25 protein-coding genes are annotated in these 25,366 nt (G+C 34.8%); 9 read left to right on the forward strand and 16 right to left on the reverse strand.

Annotation, left to right across the window (positions count from 1 at the left end; genetic code table 11):
• Positions 1-21: 21 nt before the first annotated feature.
• From AC06G9_RS13480 to AC06G9_RS13500, 5 genes are all read left to right on the forward strand, one after another.
• Positions 22-1,062 (forward strand): sensor histidine kinase, encoded by a 1,041-nt coding sequence (locus tag AC06G9_RS13480; protein ID WP_346576087.1) that lies wholly within the window; start codon positions 22-24, stop codon positions 1,060-1,062.
• Entirely contained in the window at positions 1,052-1,741 is a 690-nt protein-coding gene (locus tag AC06G9_RS13485) for a LytR/AlgR family response regulator transcription factor (protein WP_248753401.1), read from the forward strand. The genes AC06G9_RS13480 and AC06G9_RS13485 overlap by 11 nt, the downstream gene beginning before the upstream one ends.
• A 158-nt stretch (positions 1,742-1,899) precedes the next feature.
• Positions 1,900-4,437 (forward strand): TonB-dependent receptor, encoded by a 2,538-nt coding sequence (locus tag AC06G9_RS13490; protein WP_480956479.1) that lies wholly within the window; start codon positions 1,900-1,902, stop codon positions 4,435-4,437.
• 318 nt (positions 4,438-4,755) lie between these two features.
• Positions 4,756-4,950 (forward strand): cold-shock protein, encoded by a 195-nt coding sequence (locus AC06G9_RS13495; protein ID WP_045753501.1) that lies wholly within the window; start codon positions 4,756-4,758, stop codon positions 4,948-4,950.
• A 326-nt stretch (positions 4,951-5,276) separates the two neighbouring features.
• Positions 5,277-6,317, forward strand: coding sequence for a fatty acid desaturase (locus tag AC06G9_RS13500; protein WP_094773413.1), 1,041 nt, complete (start codon positions 5,277-5,279; stop codon positions 6,315-6,317).
• Positions 6,318-6,441: 124 nt separating this feature from the next.
• Here AC06G9_RS13500 and AC06G9_RS13505 read toward each other — a convergent pair whose 3' ends face one another.
• Complete coding sequence (locus AC06G9_RS13505) at positions 6,442-7,119, reverse strand: DUF421 domain-containing protein (protein ID WP_248753399.1); 678 nt, start codon at positions 7,117-7,119, stop codon at positions 6,442-6,444.
• A 1-nt stretch (position 7,120) separates the two neighbouring features.
• Complete coding sequence (locus tag AC06G9_RS13510) at positions 7,121-7,333, reverse strand: hypothetical protein (RefSeq protein ID WP_480956480.1); 213 nt, start codon at positions 7,331-7,333, stop codon at positions 7,121-7,123.
• Between the two features lie 244 nt (positions 7,334-7,577).
• Between AC06G9_RS13510 and AC06G9_RS13515 the strand changes: the two genes are divergently transcribed.
• Positions 7,578-8,039, forward strand: a complete 462-nt coding sequence (locus AC06G9_RS13515) for a PA2169 family four-helix-bundle protein (RefSeq protein ID WP_293925125.1) — start codon at positions 7,578-7,580, stop codon at positions 8,037-8,039.
• Between the two features lie 206 nt (positions 8,040-8,245).
• Here the strand turns inward: AC06G9_RS13515 and AC06G9_RS13520 are convergent, their stop codons facing one another.
• Both AC06G9_RS13520 and surE read right to left on the reverse strand, forming a co-directional pair.
• Positions 8,246-8,515 carry a hypothetical protein gene (locus AC06G9_RS13520; RefSeq protein WP_045754895.1) on the reverse strand — a complete coding sequence of 90 codons (270 nt, stop codon included), beginning with the start codon at positions 8,513-8,515 and terminating at the stop codon, positions 8,246-8,248.
• Positions 8,516-8,654: 139 nt separating this feature from the next.
• Entirely contained in the window at positions 8,655-9,383 is a 729-nt protein-coding gene (gene surE, locus AC06G9_RS13525) for a 5'/3'-nucleotidase SurE (RefSeq protein ID WP_480956481.1), read from the reverse strand.
• Positions 9,384-9,467: 84 nt separating this feature from the next.
• On the opposite strand from surE, the gene AC06G9_RS13530 reads away from it, so the two are divergent.
• A complete protein-coding gene (locus tag AC06G9_RS13530) occupies positions 9,468-10,376 on the forward strand; it encodes a diacylglycerol/lipid kinase family protein (RefSeq protein ID WP_480956482.1) in 909 nt (302 codons plus the stop codon).
• 260 nt (positions 10,377-10,636) lie between these two features.
• Here the strand turns inward: AC06G9_RS13530 and AC06G9_RS13535 are convergent, their stop codons facing one another.
• From AC06G9_RS13535 to AC06G9_RS13565, 7 genes are all read right to left on the reverse strand, one after another.
• Positions 10,637-11,161 carry a YciE/YciF ferroxidase family protein gene (locus AC06G9_RS13535; RefSeq protein ID WP_045754892.1) on the reverse strand — a complete coding sequence of 175 codons (525 nt, stop codon included), beginning with the start codon at positions 11,159-11,161 and terminating at the stop codon, positions 10,637-10,639.
• A 278-nt stretch (positions 11,162-11,439) separates the two neighbouring features.
• On the reverse strand, positions 11,440-11,820 hold the full coding sequence (locus AC06G9_RS13540) for a response regulator (RefSeq protein ID WP_045754891.1): 381 nt from the start codon (positions 11,818-11,820) through the stop codon (positions 11,440-11,442).
• Between the two features lie 69 nt (positions 11,821-11,889).
• Positions 11,890-12,459: a chemotaxis protein CheB gene (locus AC06G9_RS13545; protein WP_293925123.1), complete on the reverse strand. Its 570-nt coding sequence runs from the start codon at positions 12,457-12,459 to the stop codon at positions 11,890-11,892.
• 19 nt (positions 12,460-12,478) lie between these two features.
• Positions 12,479-13,303, reverse strand: a complete 825-nt coding sequence (locus AC06G9_RS13550; RefSeq protein ID WP_045754889.1) for a CheR family methyltransferase — start codon at positions 13,301-13,303, stop codon at positions 12,479-12,481.
• Positions 13,304-13,675: a response regulator gene (locus AC06G9_RS13555; RefSeq protein ID WP_346571086.1), complete on the reverse strand. Its 372-nt coding sequence runs from the start codon at positions 13,673-13,675 to the stop codon at positions 13,304-13,306.
• A 17-nt stretch (positions 13,676-13,692) separates the two neighbouring features.
• Positions 13,693-17,289: a response regulator gene (locus tag AC06G9_RS13560; RefSeq protein WP_480956483.1), complete on the reverse strand. Its 3,597-nt coding sequence runs from the start codon at positions 17,287-17,289 to the stop codon at positions 13,693-13,695.
• Between the two features lie 6 nt (positions 17,290-17,295).
• Entirely contained in the window at positions 17,296-18,762 is a 1,467-nt protein-coding gene (locus AC06G9_RS13565; RefSeq protein ID WP_480956484.1) for an ATP-binding response regulator, read from the reverse strand.
• A gap of 443 nt (positions 18,763-19,205) precedes the next feature.
• Between AC06G9_RS13565 and AC06G9_RS13570 the strand changes: the two genes are divergently transcribed.
• Together AC06G9_RS13570 and AC06G9_RS13575 are read left to right on the forward strand one after the other, a co-directional pair.
• A complete protein-coding gene (locus AC06G9_RS13570) occupies positions 19,206-20,408 on the forward strand; it encodes a glycosyltransferase family 4 protein (RefSeq protein ID WP_480956485.1) in 1,203 nt (400 codons plus the stop codon).
• Between the two features lie 30 nt (positions 20,409-20,438).
• Positions 20,439-20,600, forward strand: coding sequence for a hypothetical protein (locus tag AC06G9_RS13575; protein WP_248753390.1), 162 nt, complete (start codon positions 20,439-20,441; stop codon positions 20,598-20,600).
• Positions 20,601-20,747: 147 nt separating this feature from the next.
• Here AC06G9_RS13575 and AC06G9_RS13580 read toward each other — a convergent pair whose 3' ends face one another.
• The 5 genes from AC06G9_RS13580 to AC06G9_RS13600 all read right to left on the reverse strand — a co-directional run bounded on the left by AC06G9_RS13580 (position 20,748) and on the right by AC06G9_RS13600 (position 25,330).
• A complete protein-coding gene (locus tag AC06G9_RS13580; protein ID WP_480956486.1) occupies positions 20,748-21,425 on the reverse strand; it encodes a hypothetical protein in 678 nt (225 codons plus the stop codon).
• 34 nt (positions 21,426-21,459) lie between these two features.
• Positions 21,460-21,753, reverse strand: a complete 294-nt coding sequence (locus AC06G9_RS13585) for a hypothetical protein (RefSeq protein WP_346571094.1) — start codon at positions 21,751-21,753, stop codon at positions 21,460-21,462.
• A 728-nt stretch (positions 21,754-22,481) separates the two neighbouring features.
• Complete coding sequence (locus AC06G9_RS13590; RefSeq protein ID WP_293925118.1) at positions 22,482-23,438, reverse strand: YihY/virulence factor BrkB family protein; 957 nt, start codon at positions 23,436-23,438, stop codon at positions 22,482-22,484.
• A 16-nt stretch (positions 23,439-23,454) separates the two neighbouring features.
• Positions 23,455-24,171, reverse strand: coding sequence for a type 1 glutamine amidotransferase domain-containing protein (locus AC06G9_RS13595; RefSeq protein WP_045754881.1), 717 nt, complete (start codon positions 24,169-24,171; stop codon positions 23,455-23,457).
• A 166-nt stretch (positions 24,172-24,337) separates the two neighbouring features.
• Complete coding sequence (locus tag AC06G9_RS13600; RefSeq protein ID WP_293925116.1) at positions 24,338-25,330, reverse strand: aldo/keto reductase; 993 nt, start codon at positions 25,328-25,330, stop codon at positions 24,338-24,340.
• Positions 25,331-25,366 lie beyond the last annotated feature (36 nt).

Consider the following 25,366-nt stretch of genomic DNA (forward strand, 5'->3'; position numbering starts at 1 on the left):
TTTCTGGCTTAAAATAATGTTATGATTGGTAGATTCTTCAAAAAGTTCTATTTGCATATTGTCATCTGGACTATACTATTGTTTCTTCCATTTATTACTTACCTCTACCAACCAGACAAGATTGCCGAATTTAAACCATATTCGGGTATATCTCATTTCGTTAATATTTTATTTTTGGCGACTAGCTTTTATTTACACTGCTACTATGTTGCACCAAAATATTTCTTTAGCCATCGTAGAATCTTTGTATCTATCATTCTTTTTGGTTTTCTATCATATGTTGCTCTCAACTATGCAATTGTTTATTTTAATCCCAATGGAGAGTTAGCTCATTTTACAAAAGAGAATATTCTATTTGTACGACTGGTAATCGGTCCAGGGATTATATATTCACTTTGTATGATCACTTCATCCATGATCTTTCTTTATGGAGAACAGGCTAGGCAGAAAGAATTGAATAAGCAAATTGCATTGGAAAAAACTAAAGCAGAACTCACCATTTTAAAACTTCAGATCAGCCCCCATTTTCTATTCAATACGCTAAATAATATTCGTTGGCTGATCCGTAAGCAATCTCCAGATTCAGAAGATACCATCATTAAATTATCTGAAATATTGCGCTATATCCTTTATGAGGTTGATGGTCCAAAAGTGGAACTTTTCAAGGAAATTGAACATATGCGAAATTTCATCGCTTTACAAACACTAAGGCTTCCGGTTGCAGGAAATATACAGCTTGAAATTGAAAACGATCTAAAAAATAGAATGATTCCACCCTTGCTCTTTATTCATTTTGTAGAAAATGCATTTAAATATGGAGTGGATAGCAAAAACACACCGGACATCATCTTTCAATTTATTAAAATACCCGGCGGAATTGCTTTTAAATCAAGCAATAAAATTTTGCAGCACACCCAGCCTCGTGTAAACGAAGGTATTGGTTTAGCCAATATACAGCGTCGTCTACAATTACTCTACCCCAATAAGCATCAACTTTCCATTAATAAAAATGATCAAGGGTATTTTGAAGTTATACTAAAACTGACTACTGATGAAGATTAAATGTATACTGATCGATGACGAGCCATTTGCCCTAAATATCTTGGAAGATGATTTATTAAGCTTTGACAATATAGAGATTTTACAGAAATTCAATGCTCCTAATGATGTGTCTGATTTTTTAAAAGATCAACCTGTAGATCTAATTTTTTTAGATATCCAGATGCCAGAAAAATTAGGTACAGAATTTATCCGTGAACTACCCGCCCCACCATTATTTATTTTCACTACAGCTTATCATGATTATGCTGTAGAGGGATTTGAGCTCAATGCGGTTGATTATCTACTCAAACCCATCTCAAAAGGAAGATTGACGACAGCGATTCGGAAAGTGGAGGAAATTATGTTGAGACGTGATAAACCAAAAATAGATCACATCGTAGTCAATGTGGAATATAAAAAAACAAAAATCTTTTTACATGAGATCAGTTATATAGAAGGCTTAAAAGATTATGTCAAAATATACCTGGTAAGTCGTTCAAATCCTCTTCTTACACGCAGTAACCTGAGGGGTATGGAAAAAATACTGCCTGAAACTGATTTTTTACGTATCCACAACTCTTTCATCATCAATAAAAGTCGAATTGAACACGTTACCCAAACAAAGCTTACACTCCCCGAAATAGCATTGCCTATCGGAAAAAAATATATCAGCAATATCGAGCGCTTTCACCTGAGATAAAGCTTTCGATACCTAAATTTAATTAAATCTACCTCCATTGGTCTACACATTTACGTGATTTGTCTACAGATGATTGTGTAGATGAAAAATCCTTGTCACATTTGCTTTAGATCGGACTTCATTACCTGAACTGTCCGCATACATGGAAAAAAGAAAAAATGAAAACATATATATCAGCACTGATGATGGCTGCGTCCGTCTCGACATTAGATGCCCAAACGTCTTCAACTAACCGCCCAAGTAGTATCACCATCTCTGAAGGTAAACTTTTAGGTCAAATTGTAGACAATCAAGGTAAACCAATTGCGCAGGCTTCCGTCACTCTACTGCAGATCATAAAAGAACAAACGTCTGGCAAGGAAAGAGAAGTATTAATACGAAGTACCAGTTCTCAAGAAAATGGTACATTCAGTTTTTCAGATGTATCCACAAAGGACAAATGGAAATTAAAAATTAGCTCTGTCGGTTATACTGCTAAAGATATACGAGTAGAATATGGAAGTAATAACAAAAATATAAACAAAGATATGGGGTCAATCGTCCTAGAACCCGATAATCAAAAACTTGATGAAGTAACCGTGACAGGGCGTAAAGCGCTGCTGGAGATGGATATTGACAAAAAAGTGTACAATGTAGAAAAAAATATCGTAGCAGCCGGCGGAACAGCCATTGATGTACTTCGCAATATGCCATCTGTTCAAGTTGATATTGACGGCAATGTCAAACTCAGAAATGCTGCTCCAACAATTTTCGTAGATGGTAAACCGACAACACTTTCGCCAGATCAAATACCAGCCGACGTTATCGAAAAAATAGAGATCATTACCAATCCATCTGCTAAGTACGATGCTTCAGGGAGTATGGCAGGTATTTTAAATATCATTCTTAAGAAAAATAAAAAAACAGGTTACAATGGTATGGTGACCCTTGGAGGTGACCGCTTTGGCGGAACCAATTTTATGGGAAGTCTCAATGCACGTCAGGACAAATTAAATATTTCATTAACAGGTATGAATATGCGTATGCGAACCAATACCGAGGGAGATAGTCATCGACTGAGTAATATCAACAACGAAAATTCAGTTGTAGACCAAGATATAGAAGGAAAAACAAAAGGGATGATCACTTTTGGAAGACTGGGTCTGGATTATGATTTTAGTCCAAAGACTACATTTTCAATTGCAGGAATATTTGTCGAGGGAAAATTTCGTCCTAATGAAAGCACGTTGATCTCAACACAATCAGTAAGCAACACTTCACTAAGCAATAGAATTTCTGAATCAGAGCGCAGCTTTAAACCTAGAGGTCTACAAGCTGGTCTAGTTCAAAAATTCAAAACAGAAGGTGAAGAATTGACAGTTGACTTTAACTATTTTGGAGGGAGTAATACATCCAATGGCCTTTACACGACCAACTACCTTAATAGTATGAACCAGATTACAGGTACGCAGATACAAAAAAATAATGGTTCAGGTGATAATCAGTTTATGACTATCCAAGCTGATTACGTTAAACCATTCAAAAATGGTATGAAACTCGAAACAGGATTGCGTGCACAGATCAATAATTTAACAAATATCAATGACAATTCACTAAAAGCTATAGGTGAAGAAGATTTTGAAAATATCACATCAGCATCTACCAATTATGATAATAAAAACACCGTATATGCAGTATACGCTTCTCTTGGTGGAAATTTAAAAGATTGGGTATCATACAAAGTTGGTCTTCGTGGCGAAAGTTCTACTTACGATGGAGAGCTTTTGAATACGAATGAAAAATTTCACAATCGCTATCCACTTAGCCTATTTCCATCCTTATTCTTGAGTAAAAAAATATCCGAGAAAGATCAGGTTCAAATGAGTGTAACCCGCCGTGTTAACCGTCCCAATTTTTTTCAAATTATTCCTTTTATAGATTATACCGATAGTTTAAATATCACAAGAGGTAATGCGGACCTTGTACCAGAGTTTACGACATCGGGTGAAATTTCTTATAGTAGAACACATGGCAAAGGCACTTTTTTGGCTTCTGTATATTACAAAAAAACTAATAATTTAATTACGCGGTATCTGACACAAGAACTCAATCCGATCACAGATAAAATGGATTTTATCAATACCTATATCAATGCTAATGCCAGCAGAAACTATGGTGCAGAGTTTACTTACACTAATAATCTCAAAAAGTGGTGGGATCTCACAGCAGATGTAAATTTCTATAATTCTAAAATCGAGGTAGATGAACGTGTAAAAACTGATGCGATGTGGACAGTATTTGGTAAATTAAACAATACATTCAATATTAAAAATAATTGGAACTTTCAATTAGCTTTTGAGTATCAAGGCAAAACAAATATGCCGGTTACACAAAATCAAAGTTTCGGTCCGCCGATGAATCAAGCTCAAAGCTCGTCACAAGGATATATAAAACCATTTTACGGGGTTGATCTTGCCATCAAGAAAAGTTTTTTGAAAAACCAAGCAGCATCTGTTACTCTGGCTGTAAACGATATTTTCAGAAGTCGAGGCAATACTATCGTTTCTTCTGGTGAGGGATTTTCACAGACCTATTATCGTCTTTCCAATCCGCAGCTCGTTAAATTAAACTTGTCATACCGCTTTGGAAAAATGGATATGAATATGTTTAAGAAAAATAAAAGTCAAAATGCCATGGAAGGCATACAGATGCAATAATCAGTTTATTGCGGATAAAAATTAATATATTTTGATTTTCAATATATAATACTTACATTTGTTTTAGAATCAGGCTCTGCCTTGCGATTATCAAACACCAAACAGGTAAATAAACCACAACGTGTTACTTATCGCTTTTTGCAACTGCCAATTTTTGTTATTCATAAAAAGTGCGCAGTACTCTTAGAGCTTGACTTCTATCAACCTTCAAAAATACACATCCTTTTCTTGCTAGCAGATCGATTAACTTGTATGTGTCATACGATGACATAAACATAGGTCTATAATGAAATAATTTTTAATAAAAACAATAATATAATGCAAGAAGGAACAGTAAAATTCTTTAACGTTACCAAAGGTTTCGGTTTTATTACACCAACAAATGGTGGTCAAGATGTATTTGTACATTCAACAGGTTTAATGGATGATATCCGTGAAAATGACAGCGTAACATTTGAAGTAGAAAATGGCCAAAAAGGTGTTAACGCTTTCAACGTACGCGTAGCAAGATAAAAGAATTGGGGAATTAAGATAAATTCTCCGTATTGATGTAGTGATTAGCATCTGTGCTAATTTACTACATTTTTTAAATTTAGATTTCGTCTATTCAATGTACATGCTAGCTTCTGTTAAATATGGCATTTCAGATGATCACTAATTCGATAACAACACCATTCAATCAACTATTTACCACTCCAAATTATTCCCTAATCGATCTCAAATAGTTCTATTAGGAGATAATTATAAACACGAAATGTTATTCTAAAAAATATTCATATATCACTTATTTTTTAGCTAAACTACTCTGACAACATCCCTAAACTAAAATTATTACCAACATGTCATTTTTAGATCATGTATTACAACCACCTTCCTATGGGTGGCAAGACGCTACGGGCAAACTTATTAAGCCAACGAATAAAGAAATCATCATTGAATTTTTCAATAGAATAAATATTTTTAAAGATCGAAAAAATTGGCTTCCTTTTTTCAGCTGGTTAAAGATCATTTGTCTAATACCTTTTTTCTTTATTTTTTTAACAACTTACTTAAGTTGGTGGACACTGTTAGCAGCTTTTATTTACAGTATGATCATCATGGGAACCCATGGAACTATCTGGCATCACCGATACTGTACCCATGGAGCGTACAAATTCAAAAATGCTTTCTGGAGATTTTTCACCCAAAATCTAACGATCAATGTGATTCCAGAAGAGATCTATGTGATTTCACATCATGTACACCATGCTAAATCTGATCAACCAGGAGATCCATACAATGCACAAGCGGGATTTCTATATTGCTTTCTCGCCGACGTCAATCATCAACCCATAGCCAAAGATCTTAATGAACAAGATTATAATAGAGTAAAATTGCTTATGCAGCATACTGCTGTACCAGCAAATAGCTATAAGCAGTACAAAAAATGGGGCTCTTATGTAAAACCTGCATATGCGCTACTGTCTTGGATACTAAACTGGTCTTTTTGGTACTTAGCATTTTATCTAATGGGGGGGCACGCTCTAGCATGTAGCCTTTTTGGAGCCGCAGCTTTTTGGGGTGTTGGAGTAAGGACGTTTAATTATGAAGGTCATGCTAAAGGAGAAGATAAACAAAGAGAAGGTATAGATTTTAGCGTCAATGACAAATCAATCAATCAAATATGGCCCGGGATCGTTGCCGGCGAATGGCATAATAATCACCATCTATTTCCCAAAAGCGCACGCAGTGGTTTTAAACCTTATCAAATAGATTTGGCATGGTACTACATTAAACTGTTACATAAATTGGGAGCCGTATCAAGCTATAGAGATGACAAGAAATTATTCTACAAACGTTATCATAATCCTTATCTTCAAGCAAAATATAAAGAAATTTAATGTCATATTTTTTTTCAATAGCGTGAATAAATGAGTATCTAACGATACTCTAAGGACAGAAAAAAGATCAAATTATAAGATATCGTACTCCCTTATAATTTGATCTTTTTCTATTATTTCTAAATTAGATACGTTTAGTATCAATTGCTAGTGCCCATTTTTTACGTTGACATCGAGGGCATGATTGTTCTTGAGGAATATTTTCCAAAATTTGCCCACAATACATACAAGCAATCGGAGCTCCTGCTGCATTGATTGTAATCTGTTGATAGTCATCTGGAAATAATGGGAGTCCATATTTTACTTCTGCATCTGGATAAAATAATATGCTCATTGAACCATCAATCTCAAGTACAGCCATACGAACCTGACCAAGATGCTCTACTGATTGATTACGCAACTCTGAGAAAAACTCCATTTTTGAAAAATCACCATCATGTTCGTGCTTTAAATCAAACATACCATGCCTGACCACGACCATCGCCTCTCCTTCTAAAATCTTATTAATAAAAGTGGATTTAGTGGATAGCCAAGTTATAAGCTTATAAATCAGAATAACTGAAAATAAGACAACAAGTGCATAAATAATAGGCAATTCCTCTTGAAACATAGGGTCGCCAGCAGCAGAGCCTAAGCTCAAAATAATTGCTACTTCGAAAAGGGTAAGCTGCCTTACCCCTTTCTTACCTGACAATCTCAAAATCACTAATATCAAGATAAACATAATGACCGATCGCCCCACGATCTCCAATAGAAAATCTAGTTCGGCACCCTCTAAAAACATCTTCTTGATTTCTATCATGCTATTTATGGTTAGGCTTTACATGCTCACGTGGAAATGTATCTGGCTCTGGCATATCATTTAGCTGCTCTATTTGCGCATCGACTCCAGCTTCGCCATCACCTTCTTGCTTTTTATCTCTTTTATCAACTACTGACGTGATCGTTTCCTTGTTTATAGGTTGTTGATCTTGATTGACAATACCTACTTTTTCATTTTCATTTTTTGTTGCCATCTTTGTTAATTTAGCGTTACTGACTATATAACATGGTACTAAGTCAAAAGTTTGCATTTAAAAAACTACAAAAAATACGTTAAATGATAGAAAGAATACTTGTTTACATTTAAAAGCAACAGCCAAAAAAACTCATGTACAGACTGTTATTAAACGATAAACAATGCTATAACAAAAACCTTTATATACGCCGAGTTGTTAATAAATAGTAATTAGGTTATTAACAGATAAATTGGCAAAAATTATGTATACCAGTGAAACTACTGCAGAAATTATCAGTGATTTGATTCAGATCAACAATGATAGAATAGATGGCTATACACGTGCTTTAGAAAATTTAAAAACTGACAGCGACCAGGATTTAAGAACACTATTTGAAGATTATATTCAGCAAACCAATCAGTTCAATAGTGAATTGCTTCCTTTCGCAGTTATTGATGGCGAAGGATCGGGACAGCGAATGCATATTTCTGGAAAATTACATCGCTTTTGGTTAGAACTTAAAGCTTCGCTATCTGGTCATGATCGTAAAAGTATCCTCGAGGAATGTGAACGCGGTGAAGACGCAAGTAAAAAGGCATACGAAAAAGCAATTCAGGAATCACCCGACCTTCCTATACATATCGTAAGTATAATCCGAAATCATGCACAAAGACAAAAAGCAGCTCATGATCATGTCCGCAATTTAAGGGATGCTGCTCAATGATAGCTAATAAAAAGTACGGATGAACTATACAAAATCAACTTTGTATATCATTTAAATCAGATCATTCGTATACGCTTAGAAAAATAAGTATTTAATAATGGTCAATACTTCCTTAAACAGATAATAGTCTTGACTGGATTTTACCTCATACATTAACTAAATACGCAATAGTACTCCTGTCTAATACTTGAATAATTTAAATTTGGCTAACGATTCAATGGCTGATTAATACTATCAGCTGATTTGCTACGTTCTAAATTGTCAAGTGGAATACCGGTTTTGACATCTTTTTTTCCTGAAGCAGAATCTCCTGTTTTACTTCTATGGAGATTATCCAATGGAACTCCGGGATTTGATTTTTGCTGTTTTGCAGTATCCTGATTATGCTGTAAAGCTGAATTGGAATTTTTATTTTCACCACAAGCAGTGATGAAGAATAAAAGCGAAAGTAAAAATATAGTTCTCAGATTCTTCATTTTCAAATTATATTTAAATAGACATCAAATTTTTAAAGTGAATATATATCCACTATCATCATAGATATAAAATAGACAAAAACAGTTAAGATCGCACATATACATAACGCATCATGAAATCGAATATTAATATCACTAACTAGCATTCGCTCAACTTTTTAGAAAGGACAGCTTCATCTGTAAGGTCGAGTCTTAATGGTGTTATAGAAACCAAATTATTTTCAATTGCCCAACGATCTGTTCCTTCATCAGCAGGTTCTAACGGTGTAACCGTAAACCAATAATGTTTACGACCTAAAGGATCTGTGCCTGGTATAATCGTTCCATCATACAAACGAACAGATTGTCTGGTCCACATCATGTCAGTAGGTTGAGGAGGAAAATTAACATTATATAAAGCCAATTCCTTATCCTTTAGTAACAACTCTAAGGTCTGTTCAACATAAGGTTCAAGTGCCTCGAAGTCAGGCTCTGTATTGCCAACTGGTGTACTGAGTGCTATACCCTTAATACCAAATAAAACAGCTTGCTTAGCAGCGGCTAAAGTGCCCGAATGCCACATTGAATTGCCTAAATTAGGTCCCATGTTAATCCCTGATAATACTACATCCACATCATTCCATAGATGGGTTCCCATCGCAACACAATCTGCTGGTGTACCATTGACCCGATATGCTTCAACATCAGGAAACTCGATTGGTGATTTTTTATAACTCAAAGGTCGAGAATGTGTGACCGCATGTCCCATCGAGGACTGTTCCACATCGGGTGCGACCAATTTTACTTGTCCAAATTTTCTAGCAACTTTGGCAAGTGATGCAATGCCTGGACTGTAAATACCATCGTCATTTGTAATTAAAATTCTCATAATGTGTATCGTTACTGCAAATAAATCTTATTTATATAACAACAAATAGTCTTGGGAAATGTTGTTATATATATAAATTAATGTATGAAACAAGCTATTTTACTGCATAATCCCGGCGCGGGAGATGAAGATCATTTGAAGTCTGATTTAGTAGAATGTATCGAGAATGAAGGATATACTTGTGTGTATTTTTCAGTTAAAAAAGGTGATAGCTGGGTTCATCAGCTAGATCAAACGGATTTTGCGATAGTTGCTGGCGGGGATGGCACTGTAAGGGGCGTTGTGAAAGAGCTGATGAAAAGAACTGCACTTGATAAAAAAATACCCATCACCATTCTCCCGATGGGAACGGCCAATAATCTATCAATTGCTCTAGGTATCGACAGTAATTTAAATCATGCAAAGCATATCGAAAGCTGGAAAAATAGTAAGCGACAACGATTTGATGTTGGTGTAATTAAAAATGCAGATACAACAGATTTTTTTCTTGAAGGTGCAGGGTATGGCGTGTTTCCGCATTTAATTAAAAAAATGATTGGCGTGGATAAAAGTAAAGTGAAAAATTCAAAAGATGAATTAAAACTGGCACTTGAGGTGCTACATGAGATCATATTATCGGCTAAATCTGAAAAATATTGGATAAAAGCAGATGATCGAATATACGAAGGAAATTGTATCTTATTGGAAGTCATGAATATTCAATCGATAGGTCCCAATCTTATATTGTCACCAGAAGCAGCAACAGACGATGGTATGTTTAATGTGGTATATGTCGATGAAGATCAACGAGCAGATTTTGCGGAGTATATCAAAAAAAGAATTGATCAACAGGATGTTGCATTTAACTATAAATCATTTGAAGCCAAGGAACTGACTATTGATTGCGATAGTGCGTACATGCATATCGATGATGAACTTATACTTCCATTGAAAAATATTGCTGTATATGAAGTGAGAGAAAATGTACTTGAATTTTTAGTTCCCAAAATTTAAATACTACTAGGTCTCCTTTCAACCATCATTGAATTGATCAAAGTGACATCGTAAATTAAAAGTGGATTATCGTAAGCATAACGTATAGTAAATCGTATAATATCATTAATTATGCATACATGCAAAAAGATTCCTAAGGGATAATAGAGCAGATACATATACCAAAGAAAAGCGGAAGTATCAAGCTACTAATAATATAAAAACAGCTGTCATTTTATAAATGATGACAGCTGTTTTAGCTTCTTGTATGATTATATAAATTAAGCTGACTGCCCCAAGTTTGACTCGCTCATAGCAATCTCTGTTAATAATACATCAGTATCTTTTTCTTCTGCTAAAGTAGCAGCTAAAAGCTCTTCGGCCTCTTTGTGCTCCATCAATTTAGCATACGTGACCAAACAACCATAAGTTGCGATTTCGTAATGCTCGACTTTTTGTGCAGCAGCGATCAGAGCAGCGTCTAATACTTCAGGACTATCTTGAAACTCTTCTAAAATTTCCTCAGCTTCATTTAGCAAACCTTCCATCGCTTTACATTTCTTACCTCTAGCGGTCAAGTCGATACTCGAAAACACAGACTTCAATCGCTCAATATGCCCTTCAGTTTGCTCATAATGGCTTTTAAATGCTTGCTTAAGCTGCTCTCCATGTGCTGCATCGGCCAATTTTTTTAGGCCCTTTAACAATTGTCTTTCAGCTCCAAGTACATCTTTCAATTCGTCTACAAATAATTCGTGGAGATGTGCGTTAGGCATATTACCTTTTTTACTTTTTACTGTTGCCATAATATGTAAGTTTTAATGTTATTATCTACACACTAATAACGCCCTCGTAACTTATTAGTTTTCACACATAATTTACAACAGGTACAAATACAACAAATTACGTACATAGCGCTGTGAACAAGTACATTTACAGCAAGTTTAAAAAAATCTAATATTTGTAAATTCCAGTCATATGAAAGTATTATATCATGAAAGGTATAAATCACAAATATTAAATAAAAAAGGATTCTGTATACACAAAATCCTTTTTTACTATTATGATGTTTAATTATTACAATTTAGACCCTATCTTTTGAATCCATTAGCATCGTATTTACGGCACTTTCCAAATCATCCAAATTAAATGGTTTTTCAAGATAGCTATCCGCTCCAGCCTCTTCAGCTAAAAGATGAATATCATTATTTGCAGATACATAAATAACTGGTATATGTTTAAATTCAGGGTGTTGCTTCACCAACTGAGTTGCTTTTATACCACCAATTTCAGGAATCCAATTATCCATCAAAATAACATCTGGTCTAATTTCAGTTACTTTTTCAATAATGTCGTGCGATGTCTCAGAAGTAGCTACTGTATACCCATAGTTCTCTAAAATAATGGTGCATACCTCCAAGATATTTACATCATCATCAAAGAGCAGTATAGTTTTATCTTTCATAGTAAATCAATGTATAGGGAATATTAACAAGGCGCTAATATAATAATTTGTCCTGTAAAAGGACAAGGATTAAATACGTAATCTATTGATATAAGTCGCAATTTCAATTGGCTTTAAAATGATGTCAACAGCGACATGCAAAGTAGCCTGTAAAGGCATATAATCAACATCTGCGGTCGAGGGGTCTTGGACCGCTACAGTGCCTTGATAGCTTTTAATTTCTTTCAATCCATTTACTCCATCCGAGTTTGCGCCAGACAACAGCAAAGCAACAGCACATTCCTGAAAGACTTCAGCAGCAGAACGAAATGTAATATCAATAGATGGTCGTGAAAAATTAAGTTTCTCAGAAAAATCTAACGATACTAATGACTTATTTTCAAAAAGCATATGATAATTTGGTGGTACAATATAGATACATCCCGGTAACATGGTCATCTTATCTTCGATTTCTATGACGTCTAATTTTGTGTTATGTGCCAAGAGCTTATTTAATACCGAATCGGATGAAGCCTTGCGATGCATAATGATAACAATGGGAAACGGAAGGCCTTGATCTAGGAGAGGTAAAACTACGAGAAGTACTTTGAGACTTCCGGCCGATCCTCCGATAACCACTATATTTGTCCTTTTTACCATTGCTAAGTATATCTTAAAATTATCGGATTTTTTTCCAAATGCGTTCGTCACCAATTTGCTTATACTGTTTTTCTAATTTTGAAAAACGAATAGTTTCTTTAGATCCTAGAGCTAAATACCCCAATGCATCAAGACTTATATCAAACAGGTTAAAAACACTATTTTGCAATTCTTTATCAAAGTAAATCAGTACATTTCTACAGAGAATAAGTTGAAAAGCATTAAACGAACTATCGGAAACCAAATTATGAGTCGAAAATATCATTTTCTCTTTCAAATCATGGTGAAATTTGACAGAATCATAATTGGCCGTATAATATTTAGAAAAATCTTCTATTCCTCCAGATAATCTATAATTCTCTGAGTATAATTGCATTTGACTAATCGGAAAAATCCCACTACTCGCACGCTCCAATACGCCAGGGTTAATATCCGTTGCATAAATCAATGATTTATGATATAAATTAGCTTCTTTGAGAAGAATAGCGACAGAATATGCCTCTTCTCCTGTAGAACAACCAGCGACCCATATTCGAATAAAGGGATAAGTACCTAACCGGGGGAAAACCTCATCCCGCAACGCTTTATAAAAATTTGGATCACGAAACATTTCTGTCACATTGACTGTTATTTCTTCAACAAAACGTTGGAGATATTCGGGGTGATTCATGACCCGATATCGAAGTTCTGCAAAGCTACTAAACTTATCAATTAAACAGATTCGATTCAATCGACGCTTTAATGAAGCCTTACTATACTGCGTAAAATCGTAGCCATAGCGATCGGCGACATCGGTCAAGAGAAGTTCAATATCGTCATTTTTTATAATATTCGGTTCCCACATTTAACAGTTTTGTTCAATTATGCTTATTAATCTATCTAAGTTAATCGGCTTAGGGACATATTCACGAGCACCTGCTTCAATACACTTTTCGCGATCGCCCTGCATCGCCTGAGCAGTAACAGCAATCACTGGAATATCACCATAAATTTGAGATGATTTGATTACCTGTATAGCTTCATAGCCGTCCATATCTGGCATCATCATATCCATCAAAACGATTTCAATATCCCTATTGGAGTCCAGTAGAGCAATTCCTTCCTGTGCACTATTACAGGAAAGTGATTGATATCCTCTCGACTTTAACGCCAATCGCAGCGCAAAAATATTGCGATTGTCATCATCAATAATCAATACTAACTTAACTTTTTTCATCACACTGTTTTATGCTCTTAATTTTCATATAACCATACTCGCAGTAAAGAGAGCAGTTGGTCTGTGTCAACTGGTTTAGAAATATAATCTGAAGCTCCTGCAACAATACATTTTTCACGATCACCCGTCATTGCTTTTGCAGTGACAGCCATAATGGGCAATTTGGTATATTGAGGATGTTTTCGGATCAGTCTGATGGTTTCATATCCATCCATTTCAGGCATCATCATATCCATAAGCACAATGGATACATCAGGATGATTATCTAACTGTAATAATGCCTCTTTTCCATTTGTTGCAGAAATAACATTCATTTGATATTTCTCTAAAGCCTTTGATAGTGAAAATATATTTCGCACATCATCGTCAGCAATCAACACTTTCTTACCTGTTAGCACCTCGCTTAGAGATCCCAGTTTATTTGCTTTTCTTTTCTGTTGATCTGTCGTGTTTTCTTCCACTAAATGCAAGAAAAGTCCAACTTCATCTAAAATCCGCTGATACGAATGAGCTGTTTTTATAACGATTGAATCAGCGTATTGTTTTATTTTCACTTCCTCCGCATGAGAGAGATTCTTTCCTGTAAAAATAATAATAGGTAAGTTTTCCAATCCTTCATTATTCTTGATTGCTTCAAGAGTTTCGTAACCAATCTTATCGGGTACACCCATATCTAAAATCACACAATTGACCGAATCAGAACTCAATGCTTGAACGCTATCGTCAACATTTGTTTTAATTTCCGCTGCAATATTAAAATTGCTCAAGAAATAAGAAAGCGCTGAAGCATGTTTGGGATTTTCCTCAACAATCAGTACCTTTCTTGGATAACGTGTTAAGGCATCTTCTATCTTCTTAAACATCAATCCGATCTGCTCGATAGCAACAGGTTTATTTATAAAATCAATCGCTCCTTTCAGCAAGCTTTCTTTCTTCACGCGAAGTGAAGACATAATATGAACGGGTATATGTCGTGTCTGTGGATTACTTTTTATCTCATCCATAACTTCCCAGCCATCTTTAATCGGTAGCTGAATGTCCAATAAAATAGCCAAGGGAAGATAACGAGCTGCAAAATCAGCTGCAATATCCCCACGCACGACTACGATACCTTTATATTGCTGCTGACGTGTATATTTTAATAAAGCTTTTGCAAAAGCGGTATCATCTTCAACGATTAAGATCACTTTATCGCCTTTTACAATATTATCGCGATCGTCGTCAACTTCTTCTGGAATATTATAGACAATGTTAGGCGCAACAGATTCCGAAACGATAGTAGTCATCTCATTAATATCTGAGGCGATAATATCAATCAATTCCTCTGAAGTAGGCTTTATTGTTTCTGAAATTTTTCTTTTAGGAAGAATTAATGTAAAAACGCTTCCTTCTCCTTCCTTACTTTTTAATGAAATCTTTCCTCCTAATAAGCGAGCAATTTCTCTACTGATAGAAAGCCCCAGTCCTGTTCCTCCAAATTTTCTACGCGTGGAACCATCCGCTTGCTGAAAAGCTTCAAATATAATTTTTTGCTTTTCTTCTGCAATTCCAATCCCAGTATCTTTAACTTCAAAAAGTAACTGGTCGCTATGTTCTTTATCATCAGATATGGTTAGTGTAATACTTCCTTCATGTGTAAACTTAATCGCATTAGAAAGTAAATTTCTCAAGATCTGATCAAGTCTTAAACGATCAGTCTCAATCATATCTGGAATACCAGATTCAGTTTTAATATTAAATGCGAGTGATTTATCTTTTACTACAGGCAAAAATAAATTTTGCAGATCATGGATTACTTCATCCAACTTTACATCTTGATAATCAAGTTCCATTTTTCCAGATTCAATCTTAGATAGATCTAAAATTTCATCAATAAGATTGAGTAAACTTGTTCCAGAGCTTTGAATAACTTTAGCTGACTCGATTTGATCCTCATTGAGATTACCATCAGTATCCTCGGACATGAGGCGTGATAAAAGCAAAATCGAATTTAGAGGCGTTCGAAGCTCGTGGGACATATTAGCCAAGAATTCAGATTTGTACTTTGTACTCAGGGCTAATTCTTCGGCTTTATGCTGTATCTCTAAATTACGCTCTGCAATGAGGTAATTTTTTTCTTCTAAAGATTTAGATCGCTCTTCCAATTCCTGATTAGATTGTACGAGTTCCTCTTGTTGTACTCGAAGTTCTTCCTCCGAAGATTGCAGTTTATGTGTCTGTGCTTCAAGCTCGGTATTTAGATTCTCTAATTCCGCATGTTGTGCCTGCAATTCTTCTGTTTGTGTTTGTGTTTCCTCCAATAGCTGTTGCACTTGATCCCGGCTTTTAGCTGCCGATATAGCTATTCCGATATTACGAGTTGCATCAATAAAGAATGGTAACTTCACATTTTCAAAAGCATCGATCGAGCCGAGTTCTATAACACCAATACACGTGAAATCAACAAATACAGGCAATAAAAGAATGTAATTAATTTGAACTTGTCCATTGGCAAAACTTACGACATAATCTTTATCTTGAAGATTTTCAAATCGCTTCACTTTACCTTCTTTAAAGACTTGTCCAATCATTCCTTCACCGATGTTAAACGATTTTACCATCCTATTTTCAAGACCATAAGCATCTTTAAGTACGATCCGGTCCTGCTCTAATAAATAAAAAGCACCATTGGTAACATTTCCGTAACGAATGAGCTGATGAAGAGCGTCTGCTACTAATATTTCTTCTGTCTTATTTCCAACAAGAATTTCATTTAATCGCGCCAAACCAGTTTGTCGCCATTCATTATTATTCAAGTCATCAAATGATTTTTGCAAAGCATTGGCCATCTGATTCAAAGAGCCTCCTAGGCTTCCCAAATCATCTTCCTCCTCATCATTGACATGAACACTGTAATCTCCACTTGCTATTTGATTCGCAATTCGCTGTGTTGCTTTAAGTCTTCGACTGATTTCCTCATCTTTTTCCCGTAAAGACTTCTGCAAACCTTCTCTTTTTATAAAATCTTCACGTATACGAAGGTAGAATACAACGGTAATCAACAAAGAAACAATGGCGGCAATAACGACAAAAATGGATGTATATAGCGATGATTTATTAAGTTCATTGGATCTCTTATCTAAAAAAACTTCTTCGACACTGATAAAACGAGCGATTATATTTCGGCAGCTATCCATATAATGCTTACCTTCCTCTAGCTGTGCTAGGGTCACCTGCTTACCTTCTCTTTTGACTTCAATTAAATTAGTTAAGATTCCTAATCGAGATTTCACTAAATAAGTAAGACTATCAGCCACTTGAATTTGTAGAAGATTGTCACTGACCAGTTGTTGAGTACGATCCAATGATTTTGGCAAGGTTTGTAGACTAATGAGATAAGGCTCTAAAAAAGTTTCTTTTCCAGATAAAAGAAATCCTCTTTGTCCAGTCTCTGCATTCTGCAAATCATTTAGAATTTTATTTGCTGAAGCAATTACCCGACGACTATGATCTACTTTCGTACGGTTGCTGATTTGTTCTTTAATACTGATATAGGAAGCTGTAGAACTTGCCAATAATAAAAGCAAGGAAAATCCAAAGCCAATCTGTAAATTTCTTAAAAATGGTTTAGGCATTTAATACTAATTTAGAGGTAATGTAAAATAAAAAGTGGATCCTTGTCCCAACTCACTCTGGATACCAACTGTACCATTATGCTGTTTGATAATTTCTGAACAGATGTAGAGACCGATTCCTAGTCCTTGGAATCGAACTGAAGACTCCTCCACCCTATAAAATTTACCAAATATGTTTTTCTGTTTATGTTCTGGAATTCCGATTCCAAAATCGGTTACACTAACTTTGACTTGATGCTCATTCTTTTCTGTATGAACGATTATACGATCTGTATTAGGTGCATATTTGATTGCATTTGTTAAATAATTGATCAATACCTGTTCAATGCGAATTTCGTCACCCAAAAATGCATCAGCTATACGGTCTCCTTGTCTTTCAATTACCATCGTATTATTATCATGAGTTTGATAAATGATATCAATAGCATTGGACAATAGATTTTCAAAATCAAAATTTTTCTTTGTGATCTTTAATTTTCCATTCTCAATTTTAGAAATATCGAGCAGATCTGTGATAAGTGCATTTAATTTACTTACTTGACTCTGTACCCGATTAATATACTTTCCTGCAGGATCGTCGACTGTAGTATTAAGCGTCCTTTCCAACAATTGTGCGTAAGCCTTAATACTGGTCAGTGGAGTTTTCAATTCATGGCTGGCGATGCTCAAAAATTCATCTTTCTTCTTTTCCATCTGCTTTTGATCGTCGATATCCGTGAAAGTACCGACCCATTTAAGCTGATTATTTTTCTCTTTAATTGGAATGATACGTAAAAGATGAAACCTAAACACTTCAGACTTCAACTCTTTGATACGAACTTCAAGTTCCATGGGTACCTCAGCATGTATAGCGTCGGCCCAGACTGTACGTATATCCAGATCATCAGTATGGGTAGCAGGTAGCATGTTGGCATCAGCATATGATAGCCATTTACTATTTACAAATTCGATATCACCCGATCCATTAGCGGTAAAGGCCAACTGCGGAAGAGATTCTAAAGTAGAATATAAATTATCTACCTGCTCTTTTAATTCCTGTTGCACTTTTTTTCTTTCTTCGATTTCTGATCTAAGTACTTGTTGAATCTCATTTAAGGCTAACGTTTGTTCATACAAACGCGAGAATGTTTTCACCTTTAGCATTAAAATGTCTGGGTCGATAGGTTTAGTTACATAATCTATTCCGCCAGAGGCATACCCTTTTGTGATAAATTTTTTGTCCTTATTGACAGCAGATAAGAAAATAATTGGAACATCCTTTGTTTTATTAAAACCCGACAGCGTTTCTGCAACTTCAAATCCATCAATCCCGGGCATCTGAACGTCAAGTATTATCAAAGCATAATCATTTTTTAATACTTTTTTAAGCGCTTCCTCTCCAGAAAGTGCTGTATCTACCATAAAATTTTGGGATTCCAGTAATTTTTTCAGTGAATAAATATTCGCTTCTTGGTCGTCAACAATTAAAATCATAGCAGTTTAGTTCATATACCTATGCAAACAACAGCAGCTCCAACATAGGTATTCGAATGATAAAGTTTAAAAATAGCATTTTATTTTTTAATAATAAAAGTATATTAAAAAGTAAGCATGATAGATACAAAGATCTTACTTAATCGAACAGGACAAATCAGTCTGAATACATCTTAAAAATATCTTTCAGCGTACAATTGTATCGTATTACAGTAAATAATAATTATAAAAGCACTTTTTTAGTGGATAAAAACTTGTCTGAGGAAATTTATACTTGCTCGAAAAGAATTAATGCCTGTTTTTATCATTTAGAAACATGATGATGGAACTAATCAAGGTGACATTTGTTCTTAAGTTAAAGGTTTGATTTTGCGCACTTGTAATAAGTAAAATTATATCATCAGTAATATCAAAACCTAATAGACTAAAAATATTTTATATATATGAAAATAGCTATCATTGGAACTTACCCACCTAGGCAGTGCGGTATCGCTACATTTACACATGATCTTTACCAATCGTTATTACACTCTTCAACTCAGGATCATCGTATATTTGCGGTGTCCGATGGATCAGAATATGTATTTCCTGAAGAGGTAGAATTTATTATCGATAAGGAAGATTTAAGCAGCTACTTTGAAGCAGCACAGATCATCAATGAAAAGTTCGATGCTTGTATTATCCAGCATGAATATGGCATATTTGGAGGAGATACAGGAAAATATATCATTGATTTACTTAAAAATATTAAAGTACCGGTAGTAACAAACTTGCACACGGTACTTGAGCAACCAAATCAATTTGAATATCGAATTATTCGCGAATTAGCGCAATATAGCAGTAAAGTGACAGTCATGACGCAACGTGCCATTGATATGTTGGAAAAAATCTATGAAATTAATAAACAATCTATTGCTTTAATACCGCATGGTGTCCCTCAATTTGAATGTGACCAACAAATAGCAAAGAGGAAACTTGGCTTTCAAAATAAAAAAGTAATGTTAAGTTTTGGATTTTTGGGAAGAAGCAAAGGTTTCGAAACAGCGATAAAAGCTGTTGCAAATATTGAGAATGATGATTTTGTATACATCATATTAGGTTCTACCCATCCCAATGTTTTACGGACAGAGGGTGATGTGTATCGAGACGATCTAATGGAAATGGTTATGAATCTCAATATAGGTCACAAAGTACAATTCATTAACCAATTTGCATCTGAAAAATTATTAAAAGAATATTTGAGTGCTTGCGATATATATGTGACCCCATATCCCAATGAACATCAAATCAGTAGTGGCACCCTATCATTTGCAGTTGGCGCAGGTACAGCATGTATTTCTACCCCTTATTGGTATGCTAAGGATCTGCTAGCTGAAGATAGAGGGATACTATTCCCTTTCAATGATGATCATGCGCTCTCAATAATAGTCAATGACTTGTTGGACAATCCGACTAAAATGCGATATTATCGAAATAATGCTGCTAATTATGGACAGCAGATGTCATGGGAAAATGTGGGAAAACGTCAATTAGCATTACTGAAAGAGGTAAATATTGAACAGACAACAACTATAAGTTTGAAAAATACAGTGAATAACAAGGTATTAACTCCTATATTTCAAACAAATAACAGATTATCTTCATAAAGAAATATCGCATCATTAGATCTATCACATATGAAAAATCAAACTGCAAAACCAGAGGTGAAAGGAAAGAGAAAGACTTCAGTGACTCAGACACAAACCAAAGTGAAAAGCGATACTGGTACTAGGCCATCAAAAGATACTAATCCATTGCCGCCAAATCCAAATGAAGTCGATAATCACGATGATGCATGATAAAATAAATGCAATCATCTTCTATATATAGTTTCGGGAATTGATAGATAATCGTTATCTATCAATTCCCACTTTAAGAATAAATTTCAATTGATTAATTACAAATTATATATAAGAATTATAGCACGATTATCACAAGCAACAACCTTACTTCTTAGTTTGAAATTTTTTATACAAATCATAATCAAATGGTATGCGCATGGAAAGATCTTTTGCTTCCCAAATATCTCCTTTTGAAGGTTGATAAAAATCATATGCAGGCTTAAGAAAATGATCCCCATTTGGCGCCTCTTGCCAATCTTTAGTATCTCGATTATACAGTAATATCATACAGCTTACACAATGGTAGTTACCTTCTGTATGGGGGTTATCATAACATTTTCCGACTTTGATATTTATCTTTTGATTGATAATAACATCGGTTAATCGACCTTTAGTGAATCGAATCAAAGCAGCTTGGGCATCCTCATGATCAGGTACATGGGAAGAAGGAATTAAATTCTCGAAATTTGCATTTTTAATTTTCTTTAATTCCTCATCTTTAACCTCTGGAGCTACTCGATTTGTATCTAATGAGTAGATATCTCCGGGAGATACTGCCCTTTCTACTGCGGTCTCCATATGACCGTCTGCCGGATTATCGGCTAATATCTTTTTATTTTCTTCATAATTTTCCCAATCTGATTTTGAATAGGTGAGATATTGTTGCGCTTTATAAAGCAATGTCTCACGAGGTGAAACATAAATAAAATTGCTCACCACGAGCAGTACAAATACAATTACTCCTGTTATTAAAATAATCATTTTGGTTTTATTCTTCTTCATTGGAAATTTATTTATTTTTAATTCTTCAATTTATTTAAACCTGCGAACGCAATCTGATCCAGTTGAGTACAAAAAGCACCAAAAAAATAATAACAATATAAAGCTGTACCCTATTTACTTGTTTTGCACCAAATTTCCACACAAAGATTCTATCAATCACAATAAGAAGAAAAATGGGAATTCCACCAAAAATAATATACATCGCCGCTAATTTGTCTGCAGCAGAAGCTCCAGTATAAAGCACTATGGCAGTGAAAATTCCAATTAAAATCGATAATATACTGAGTGCAAAAAAAATGGTTACTTTGTTTTTAATGAATTCCATCATATTTTCATGTAAAATTAAATTTATATATTCTTTTTTGAGCATAGAACCCTCCTGTTGGCATTTATTCTTTAATCACAAACAGCGACAACAACATGACTGTGTTACTAAAACATAAGTGTAAAGTAAAAGACAACCATCATCAAAAAGATAAATTCCTTCATTGTTAGCATAACGCCCACTAACTTCCCTCAGATGATTTTCGCCAGTATCATTATAAGAGAATGGAATATCCTGTGCAAAGAAAAATAATCAAAGATAATCTTCTCATTATTTTAATGATCAGTTGAAATCATATATTTTAAAAATATAAGGAACCTATAGGTTGATATACATATCATAACACGCACTATTAAGCGGATAGAAATTGATTTGTAATAATTCCATAATACTATCGTAAAAAAGACAGCTTATACAGGAGATCAGAACAGTACAAATGCGCTCTAAAAATCAAAAATTAGTAAGATTTTAATAATTAAAAATAATATTCTTTAAGAAATTTAACACAAAAATCAAACCGAAATGCTAAACATAAATCGAATAGGGTCATGCACTAAAAAATAAAATGCCCGCATAAAGCGTTTTACTTTTGCGAGCATTCAAATTTTATTATCTGTTTCACTTATCATACATACTGAGTTGAGAACAAGTAAATTGTATATGTATGTATTTCAACGTATTTTAGTCAAAGAGTTAGTTTCATAACTACTTAAACATGATGATGCAGAAACTTATTTATCAGCGGATACATCTTCAGGAGGAATTTCAGTAACAATTCGTTCTCTCTCCTTTTCTTCAACATACACCGCATAATCGGCTGGTTTGATAGGAATACCATTTGCTACGGCAAATTCTCTGGTATAAACAGCACCAAAATAGAGGATCGCAGCAGTATAATATACCCATAATAGCACTAGAACTAATGCTCCAGCGGCACCATAGGTAGATTCAGTACCTGAAGATTGTAAATATAAACCAATTCCGTATCGACCAATAATAAATAAGATCGCGGTAAAGAAAGCACCAACGCGAACTGTTTTCCATTCGATTTTAACATCAGGAAGAGTTCTAAATATGATACCAAAAAGAATAAAAATAATTGCAAAACTTAATGCAAAATTGACCGCATCCATAAAAAACACTGTTATATCTGGAAAATAGAGTTGCAACTGATCTGTAAATGCTAAAATAATGCCATTAACAACTAAAGTAACCATCAATAGAAATCCGAGACCTACGACTAAAGAAGAAGATAACAAACGATCGGTTATTAATTTTAACCATCCACGTTTTGGTTTTGCGCGTACGTGCCAAATTCTATTAATCGAATTTTGTATGTCTCCAAAGACTGTAGTTGCTCCAACTAACAATGTAATGATACTGACTATTAATGCCAAGTTTGATTTTCCGGACAACTTAAGATTCATGATCACTTCTTGAATCTGCTTAGCTGCACTTGGACCGACTAAGCCCCTCATCTCAGAAAATACTTTACCTTGAATAGCATCTTCACCAAAAAATATCCCTGCTAACGATATCATCAGAACCAGTATAGGGCCAATCGAAAAAATTGTATAGTATGAAAGTGATGCGCTGTACTTAAGGCAGTCTTCATTGATAAATCCTAACACCGCATTCTTGAATACTTCAATATATTTTTTAATAAATCCTTGTTCTTTTTTTTCCATATGTTTAATCTAATTTTTATAATTCCAGGTTTTCTTTATTTAGTCCCTGAAGGATTTCTATAATTTTCAGTGCGGTTGGTCCTGCAGATAAAGGATTTTGCCCCGTTACCAAATTGCCGTCTTGCACGACATGAACTCCAAAGGGTATTAATGCAGAACTGAAGTCTGCTCCCAATTCTTGCAATTTAGTTTCTAATTGATATGGAATATGCTGATTTCTAAACACTAGCTTTTCCTCCACGTTTGTAAATGAAGTCAATTTTTTGCCAACTAAATAGTCTGGATGATCCTCGGCAAGAGCAAGTAAGGCAGCAGGGCCATGACAAACAGCACCTACTGGCTTACCTTCCTTAATAAAATCTTGAAGCAATCTGCTTACATCTGGATGTCTTGACAAATCCCAAAGAGGTCCATGTCCTCCCGGGATAAAAACTGCATCGAATGCCGAGGAAAGAATATTATCCAGTGAAAGTGTATCTTTAAATTGTGACTGTGCACTTAAGTCATCTGCAAATCTCCTATTAGAAGCCGTAACATGTTCTGTCAGCTTACTCATAGGGTCGATCGGAGGCTCTCCTCCTAACGGACTAGCAAAAAGAACTTGATACCCTGCATCTATAAATTTATAATATGGATCTGTCATTTCACCTAACCAAACACCTGTCCTATTGTCTGTATCTTCCATTTTATCGTGAGAAGTTAAGATCATCAATATATGCCGTTTATTTTCCATTTTTGTTTAATAAAAATTGTTAAAATATAATTAGGTTATAATCTTAAGTAGTGAGCATGTACCCATGTTTAATTATACTATATACTCATTAAGTAAGTGGTCAAAATTTTACTATGACATAACGAGAGCCAATCTAATAGACAAATGAAATACACACTCCTGGATACTAAGATTCTGTCGGCACTTGAGCATTTTTGTAAATGAGTCCTTCATGTTTTAGTTCCTGCCACAGTTCATTAGGGATATTTACATGTAGAGCATTTACATTACTAATGACCTGGTCCACTGTGCTTGCTCCTGGCACAATTGAAACAAACGAATCGCTAGCGAGGACAAATTGCATAGCAATTGCAATGATATCAACCCCATAATTAATACCAATCTGTGCAATACGGTTCCTTTTTTCAACCATCCCTTTGGGTATAGTAGACTTATAATTATAGCGATTTCTTCCAGCAATAAATCCAGAATTATAACCTGCTCCAGAAACGAGCTTGACTCCCCGATCTTTTACTACAGGCAAAAGACGATCGACAGCATCCTCATGCTCAAGAATGGAATACTGCGTTGCTGATAGACATACATCTGGGTCGGCAACCTCTAAACAATCTAAAATTGGCTCAATCTTATTGACTCCTAAACCCCAGCTCTTTATGATACCTTGATCGCGGTAGTCTGAAAGCACTTTAAATGCGCCTTGCTGAGCTTGCTTAAAAAAATAAGGATATCGATCACCAACTTGATCTTCGGACAAGTCATGAACAAATACAATATCCAAATGGTCTACTCCCATTCTTTGTAAAGTATCATCGATCGATCGTTTTGTCCCATCAGCTGTATAATCATGTTCAAAATCAAATGAAAATGGAGATTTCCACATTGTCGGAGGAACTGCTTCTGGTATTACCGGTTCAAACAAACGACCGATTTTAGAAGATAGTAAATATTCAGATCTATCCTTTTCTTTTAAAAACTCTCCAAATCTAGCCTCACTTTTTGTCAATCCGTACCAAGGAGAAGTGTCGTAATAGCGAATACCCAAATCCCATGCTTTTTGTAATATCATTTGTGACTGAGTATCGGACAAAACCTCAAATCCTGTTCCAATAGCTACTCCACCTAATCCTAATCTATGTTTTTCTTTAAATAAATAAGCCATACTCTATAATTTAATGATTGACACTATTGATATAAC

This window comes from Sphingobacterium sp. MAE, assembly GCF_056711605.1.

Excerpts from the sequence above, each read along its gene's own strand:
- AC06G9_RS13480 (WP_346576087.1), top strand. The coding sequence starts at position 22 with ATGATTGGTAGATTCTTCAAAAAGTTCTATTTGCATATTGTCATCTGG.
- AC06G9_RS13485 (WP_248753401.1), top strand. The coding sequence starts at position 1,052 with ATGAAGATTAAATGTATACTGATCGATGACGAGCCATTTGCCCTAAAT.
- AC06G9_RS13490 (WP_480956479.1), top strand. The coding sequence starts at position 1,900 with ATGAAAACATATATATCAGCACTGATGATGGCTGCGTCCGTCTCGACA.
- AC06G9_RS13495 (WP_045753501.1), top strand. The coding sequence starts at position 4,756 with ATGCAAGAAGGAACAGTAAAATTCTTTAACGTTACCAAAGGTTTCGGT.
- AC06G9_RS13500 (WP_094773413.1), top strand. The coding sequence starts at position 5,277 with ATGTCATTTTTAGATCATGTATTACAACCACCTTCCTATGGGTGGCAA.
- AC06G9_RS13505 (WP_248753399.1), bottom strand. The coding sequence starts at position 7,119 with ATGATAGAAATCAAGAAGATGTTTTTAGAGGGTGCCGAACTAGATTTT.
- AC06G9_RS13510 (WP_480956480.1), bottom strand. The coding sequence starts at position 7,333 with ATGGCAACAAAAAATGAAAATGAAAAAGTAGGTATTGTCAATCAAGAT.
- AC06G9_RS13515 (WP_293925125.1), top strand. The coding sequence starts at position 7,578 with ATGTATACCAGTGAAACTACTGCAGAAATTATCAGTGATTTGATTCAG.
- AC06G9_RS13520 (WP_045754895.1), bottom strand. The coding sequence starts at position 8,515 with ATGAAGAATCTGAGAACTATATTTTTACTTTCGCTTTTATTCTTCATC.
- surE (WP_480956481.1), bottom strand. The coding sequence starts at position 9,383 with ATGAGAATTTTAATTACAAATGACGATGGTATTTACAGTCCAGGCATT.
- AC06G9_RS13530 (WP_480956482.1), top strand. The coding sequence starts at position 9,468 with ATGAAACAAGCTATTTTACTGCATAATCCCGGCGCGGGAGATGAAGAT.
- AC06G9_RS13535 (WP_045754892.1), bottom strand. The coding sequence starts at position 11,161 with ATGGCAACAGTAAAAAGTAAAAAAGGTAATATGCCTAACGCACATCTC.
- AC06G9_RS13540 (WP_045754891.1), bottom strand. The coding sequence starts at position 11,820 with ATGAAAGATAAAACTATACTGCTCTTTGATGATGATGTAAATATCTTG.
- AC06G9_RS13545 (WP_293925123.1), bottom strand. The coding sequence starts at position 12,459 with ATGGTAAAAAGGACAAATATAGTGGTTATCGGAGGATCGGCCGGAAGT.
- AC06G9_RS13550 (WP_045754889.1), bottom strand. The coding sequence starts at position 13,303 with ATGTGGGAACCGAATATTATAAAAAATGACGATATTGAACTTCTCTTG.
- AC06G9_RS13555 (WP_346571086.1), bottom strand. The coding sequence starts at position 13,675 with ATGAAAAAAGTTAAGTTAGTATTGATTATTGATGATGACAATCGCAAT.
- AC06G9_RS13560 (WP_480956483.1), bottom strand. The coding sequence starts at position 17,289 with ATGCCTAAACCATTTTTAAGAAATTTACAGATTGGCTTTGGATTTTCC.
- AC06G9_RS13565 (WP_480956484.1), bottom strand. The coding sequence starts at position 18,762 with ATGATTTTAATTGTTGACGACCAAGAAGCGAATATTTATTCACTGAAA.
- AC06G9_RS13570 (WP_480956485.1), top strand. The coding sequence starts at position 19,206 with ATGAAAATAGCTATCATTGGAACTTACCCACCTAGGCAGTGCGGTATC.
- AC06G9_RS13575 (WP_248753390.1), top strand. The coding sequence starts at position 20,439 with ATGAAAAATCAAACTGCAAAACCAGAGGTGAAAGGAAAGAGAAAGACT.
- AC06G9_RS13580 (WP_480956486.1), bottom strand. The coding sequence starts at position 21,425 with ATGAAGAAGAATAAAACCAAAATGATTATTTTAATAACAGGAGTAATT.
- AC06G9_RS13585 (WP_346571094.1), bottom strand. The coding sequence starts at position 21,753 with ATGATGGAATTCATTAAAAACAAAGTAACCATTTTTTTTGCACTCAGT.
- AC06G9_RS13590 (WP_293925118.1), bottom strand. The coding sequence starts at position 23,438 with ATGGAAAAAAAAGAACAAGGATTTATTAAAAAATATATTGAAGTATTC.
- AC06G9_RS13595 (WP_045754881.1), bottom strand. The coding sequence starts at position 24,171 with ATGGAAAATAAACGGCATATATTGATGATCTTAACTTCTCACGATAAA.
- AC06G9_RS13600 (WP_293925116.1), bottom strand. The coding sequence starts at position 25,330 with ATGGCTTATTTATTTAAAGAAAAACATAGATTAGGATTAGGTGGAGTA.